The following is a 5215-nucleotide window of genomic DNA, read 5'->3' on the forward strand; positions in this document are numbered from 1 at the left end:
GAGCACTACCCTGGCTCGAATTGATCCAACGGAATCTCTCATCGAACCATCCCCACCTGGCATATACTTCACTCGCATCACTCGGGCGCTTCGCAACGCGCGGGGGCTTTCCCATTCCTTTTCCCAAGAGGAACGACCCGATGAAACCCTTCGCTGCTCTCTGCGCCGCAACGCTCGTCGCCGCCACACTCACCGCGTGCAAATCCTCCGGAAACCAGGACGCCGACATCTCCGCCGTCGGAAACCAGGACGCCGACATCTCCGCCGTGCACGCGACCGAGGCCCAGTGGAACCAGGACTACGCCTCCCGCGACCTCGACAAGATCATGTCCCACTACGCCGACGACGCCGTCCTCAGGGTCCCCGGCACAGCCCCCAGTAAGGGCAAGGACGCCATCCGCGAAGGCATCAAGAACATGACCGCCGACCCCGCCATGGCGCTCAAATTCGTCGCCTCCAAGGTCGAGGTCGCCAAATCCGGCGACGTCGCCTGCGCCCAGGGCACCTACACCCTCACCCTCACCGACCCCCAGACCAATCAGGTCATCCACGACCACGGCAGCTACGTCACCATCTACCGCAAGGAGCCCGACGGAACCTGGAAGGCCGTAGCCGACATTGCCACCTCCGGGGTCCCGCGCGCACCCGCGCCAACACCCACGGCAGCGAAGAAGTAGCTCGACCGCGCACGAAAATCACAGCCGTCCTCGAAGCCCGCGCCCCACCAACAGGCGACAATAGCCTCATGACCGTCGTTATCATCACCGGCGCAGCCCAGGGCATCGGCCGCCGCACCGCCGAGCTCTTCGCCGCCGCCGGCTACGCGCTCGCCCTCCTCGACCTCAAGCCCTGCCCGCCCCTCCCCAACGCCGACACCCTCGCCCTCACCGGCGACCTCACCGACGAGTCCTTCATCGCCTCCTCCATCGCCGCCATCCATCAGCGCTTCGGCTCGATCGACGTCCTCGTCAACAACGCCGGCATCAGCAACATCGCTCCCGCCGAGACCATCGAGGCCTCCACCTTCCGCCACGTTCTCGAGGTCAACCTCGTCGCCCCCTTCCTCCTCTCCCGCGACGCCGGAGCCATCATGCTCCAGCAGCGCTCCGGCAGCATCATCAACATCGCCTCCATCGCCGGCCTCTTCGGCATCGCCGACCGCGCCGCCTACAACGCCTCCAAGCACGGCCTCATCGGCCTCACCCGCACCCTCGCCGCCGAGTGGGGAGGCCGAGGCGTCCGCGTCAACGCCGTCTGCCCCGGCTGGGTCAAGACCGAGATGGACCACGCCGACCAGGCCCGCGGAACCTACACCGACGCCGACATCACCGACCGCATCCCCATGGCCCGCTTCGCCACCCCCGACGACATCGCCCGGGCCGTCCTCTTCCTCGCCGACCCCACCCAAAGCTCCTTCATCAACGGCCACACCCTCACTGTAGACGGAGGCTGGATCGCCGACGCCTCCTGGCAATCCCTCCGCCTCAGCCACCGCTGAGCGCCCTTTAGCTCTGCGCGTGTCAAAGTATCGACACCAACGACGACAGCCCGCCATTGTCACGTCGCCACGCAACCCTCATCTGACATTCGCAAATCCCGCTTGTTCATTAGGTAACTACTTATCGTCCACAGCCAGCCACTTGCTCGCGCCGCGCCTTTGGTCTGCAAATTGCCCTATACATGGGCGGGCAAGTATAAAGATCGGAGGCCCGCCGTGGAGATGTTGCGGTTGGACTATTTATCCTGTTTTCTCACCGTCGTTGCGACGACCCTGATCGGAAGAAAGATGTGGACCGGTCTTGTTGTTTCATGCGTCAACAGTCTCATCGTCTGTGTGATCGCCTTGCACACGTCGCAGTATGGTTTTATCCCTGCGAATATGTTCTGCATCTGCATCAACGCATTCAATCTTCGGGCATGGCTAAAGGCGCAGGAAGATCTATCCGGATCGACGTCTGCAGCAGGCAGCGAACTGGTCGCTGACTGCAAACCAACGAGTACCTCCAACAAGACAGCCACGCGAGGCTCAATAGATTCCTTTAGAATCCGTAGCGAAGCAAGGCCAGGCAATTCGAGCTCATATCTCTCTGTTAGAGTCGGGTGGCCCTTCGCACCAGCTCCCGTTCGTTCCCAACACAAACGTCGGGGTGCCCACTCTTGATGTAGTTTCATCGCCGCGCCGCGCACAAGTGAGGGAAGAAGTAAATTGCGCCGGCCGCGACCGCCCGACGTATCATTGGCCAAAGGCAGAGAGCCGTGACCACGCGTCAACCCAAGGTCCACACTCAACTCGCCCGGTCGGCAGCCCAGATCTTTGCCGGCAATGACCGCATGAATCAGCTTCTCATCGAACATCTTGACCCCGCCGCATGGAAAGCCAAACCACCCGGCAACGTCCGCACCATCGCGGCGATCTTCACGCACATGCATAATGTCCGTTCCAAGTGGATCAGGCTCACCGCTCCGCACCTCAAGGTTCCACCACAGCTCAACCGCGCACACTGCACTCCGCAGCAGGTCCGTGCGGGATTGGCCGAGAGCGCCGCCCGCTGCGCGGAGATGCTCGCTGAAGCGCTCGACACTCACGACGGCCGCGTCGAGAAGTTTCGCAGAGACGGCTGGGCCAGTCCGTGGCCCGTTGGCCCGGAGATGCTCTGCTACATGCTCTCTCACGAAGCCCACCATCGCGGTCAGGTGTGTATGCTCGCCCACCAACTCGGATTCCCATTGCCGAACCAGGTGACGTCCGGAATCTGGAATTGGGAAAAGCTCTGGAAAGACTGCGGAGCGACGGGCGACCCCGGTTCCAATTACTAGGCCACCAGTAGAGGAACACTGAATTCCGGCGGTCTTGAGAAGTCCCAGGCGACCTTCAGCAGTTCCTAAAGGGTCGTCATTCTGAGCGCAGCGAAGAATCGCGGTATTTTGCTCGAAGCGCCGACAATCTCAAGAAAATATCCTCAGATCTCAAACGGTCATTCTGAGCGGAGCCGAAGGATCTGCATTTTGCCGGAAGTGGCCAGACAACTCGGCATGACCGATGAAGTGGATTACTTCCGGATGGCGACCACTCGTAAATTACACCGGGCGTTTGGGGCAGAAGCTCCAAGGATATAATGCCGACGGTTCGGATTTACTGTGAGGAATCTAAGATGACGATATCTGTTTTTATCGGGACCAGCGTCGACGGATTCATTGCGCGGCCGAACGGCGACCTCGACTTTCTGCCACCGGGCGGCGGCGAACCTCACGGCTATGACGAGTTTATGGCAAGCGTCGATGCGCTTGTGATCGGCCGCAAGACCTTCGAGACGGTTCTGACCTTTGCGTCCTGGCCTTATGGTCACAAACGCGTCGTGGTCCTGAGTAGCCGACCGCTCGACCTATCTGCGGCGCGTGGAGGCATTGTGGAGCAGATGGCCGGACCTCCGGCTGAGATTGTTTCAAACCTTGCTTCCCGTGGTGTCCACCACCTTTACGTCGACGGTGGGATCACGATTCAACAGTTCCTGCGTGCGGGCCTCATTCAACGCCTCATTATCACTCGAGTGCCTGTACTCATTGGAGACGGAATTCCTCTCTTCGGCACGCTGCCGCGCGACATCCTGCTCCGTCACGTAGCCACTCAACACTACCCGAGCGGCTTGGTTAAGACCGAATACCACGTTGTCGTCTAACACGGATAGGTATGCGCCGCGTAATTGTTGTCATCAGGCATATTGTTCCCGAGCGACGGGCAATCCGCACGTTATCGGATAGAGGAAGGGTTGCCGACAACACTCTCAGATCCCTCGGGCCGAGGTTTCCGATATCCAGCAAATGTGTAGAACGGTCGGAGCACAATTGTGGTCGCATTCCATCTAATGGAGTTGTTTTTAGTCCAATTTAGCTTATGGCAAAACTGGGTCTCCAATGGCCTGGATGGCATACCAGTGTGATGAGTCAGTTCCAGTTGTGGATTCTGCCAACTTGAGCTGAATGCATGCCCTCTAACTAACACATTGGGAAGTCGTACGTTTGACAGCAGCAGGACCAAGAACTTCGGATCAAGCTGCGAGCCTGTCAAGACAAAATGACGGTATGACGGTATCTTGTCATCGCCACGTCGTCGCTCAACCCTTATGTGACATCGCAGACTCTACTTGTTCTTTAACTTCTTTATCATCAGCCCAACCACTTCTCGCGTTGAAGCGCCGCGCCTTTGGCGCACAAATTGCCTTACTCAGGGTGGGCAGCGATAATAAATATCGGAGGCCGCTGTAGAAAGAGAAGGAAGAGTAACTGTGGCAAAAGTAATCGAGTTCTACATACCGAACAACTCCCGAAAAAGCGTGAAATGGGTTCCCCGCGAACAGCGCGGCAAGATTATCGAGTTCACTCCACGGATAAAGAAGTCGGCCTAGCAGGAAGCTACTCGCGACTTGGTCAAGCCGAATTGACTTCCCTGAAATCAGGCTCTCTCACCGGGCGAAGAATCACCTGGTCTCCGGGGCAAATCGTCCGACGGGCTTCTTCATCAGGAAAACGAAACGCCGTGCGGAATCAGCCGGTTTTCGTATGCCTGCCGTTCCAGATCCTCGCGGAAATCAGGATGCGCGAGTGCAATGATAGCCCTGGCGCGTTCCGCGACGGACCGTCCCTTCAAGTTGACCATCCCGAACTCGGTAACCAGATACATCACGTCCGAGCGCGGCGTTGTCACGATATTGCTGGGAGTAAGGCTAAACACAATCCGGCTGCGGCGCTCACCTCGCTTCTCGTAGGTTGACGAGAGGCAGATAAACGACTTACCTCCCTTGGATGCGTAGGCGCCGCGCACAAATTGCAGCTGGCCTCCGGTGCCGCTGAGGTGGCGGTGCCCGTCGGATTCCGAAGCTACCTGTCCCTGCAAATCGACCTGCGTGGTGTTGTTGATCGACACTACTTTCTCGTTTTGCATGATGATGTACGGCGAGTTCGTATAATCCACCTGCTGGCAGTACCAGTCCGGATTGCGGTTGGCTGTCGCGTAAAGGGAGTGCGAGCCCAGCGCGAACGTATAAGTCACCTTGCCTGGATCCAGCGTCTTCCGCGATCCGGTTACCCGGCCAGAACGGTAAAGCAGGCCGAGGCCGTCGGTCATCATCTCCGTGTGGATGCCAAGATCCTTCACCCCGCTTTCGAGTAATAAGCAGCATACGGCGTTCGGCATGCCGCCGATCCCTATCTGAAGGCA

5 protein-coding genes are annotated in these 5215 nt (G+C 58.9%); 4 read left to right on the plus strand and 1 reads right to left on the minus strand.

The features are described from left to right. Positions 1 to 140: 140 nt before the first annotated feature. The 4 genes from Q363_RS37295 (at position 141) to Q363_RS33925 (ending at position 3677) form a co-directional block, all read left to right on the plus strand. Positions 141 to 677, plus strand: coding sequence for a YybH family protein (locus Q363_RS37295; RefSeq protein WP_157468190.1), 537 nt, complete (start codon positions 141 to 143; stop codon positions 675 to 677). 68 nt (positions 678 to 745) lie between these two features. Continuing rightward, the gene (locus tag Q363_RS33915; RefSeq protein ID WP_035359334.1) at positions 746 to 1498 is read left to right on the plus strand and encodes an SDR family NAD(P)-dependent oxidoreductase; all 753 of its coding nucleotides are present in this window, start codon (positions 746 to 748) and stop codon (positions 1496 to 1498) included. A gap of 758 nt (positions 1499 to 2256) precedes the next feature. Beyond that, the gene (locus Q363_RS33920; RefSeq protein ID WP_035359336.1) at positions 2257 to 2817 is read left to right on the plus strand and encodes a DinB family protein; all 561 of its coding nucleotides are present in this window, start codon (positions 2257 to 2259) and stop codon (positions 2815 to 2817) included. A 335-nt stretch (positions 2818 to 3152) separates the two neighbouring features. Beyond that, positions 3153 to 3677, plus strand: a complete 525-nt coding sequence (locus Q363_RS33925) for a dihydrofolate reductase family protein (RefSeq protein WP_035359339.1) — start codon at positions 3153 to 3155, stop codon at positions 3675 to 3677. Between the two features lie 839 nt (positions 3678 to 4516). On the opposite strand, the gene Q363_RS33930 is transcribed toward Q363_RS33925, so the two are convergent. Continuing rightward, positions 4517 to 5215: acetyl-CoA hydrolase/transferase family protein (locus tag Q363_RS33930; protein WP_035359424.1), on the minus strand; the 699-nt coding region annotated here is incomplete at its 5' end.

Origin of the sequence: Edaphobacter aggregans DSM 19364, assembly GCF_000745965.1 — a bacterium.
Classification (GTDB): domain Bacteria; phylum Acidobacteriota; class Terriglobia; order Terriglobales; family Acidobacteriaceae; genus Edaphobacter; species Edaphobacter aggregans.

Coding starts and splice junctions, on each gene's coding strand:
- Q363_RS37295 (WP_157468190.1), top strand. CDS start 141: ATGAAACCCTTCGCTGCTCTCTGCGCCGCAACGCTCGTCGCCGCCACA.
- Q363_RS33915 (WP_035359334.1), top strand. CDS start 746: ATGACCGTCGTTATCATCACCGGCGCAGCCCAGGGCATCGGCCGCCGC.
- Q363_RS33925 (WP_035359339.1), top strand. CDS start 3,153: ATGACGATATCTGTTTTTATCGGGACCAGCGTCGACGGATTCATTGCG.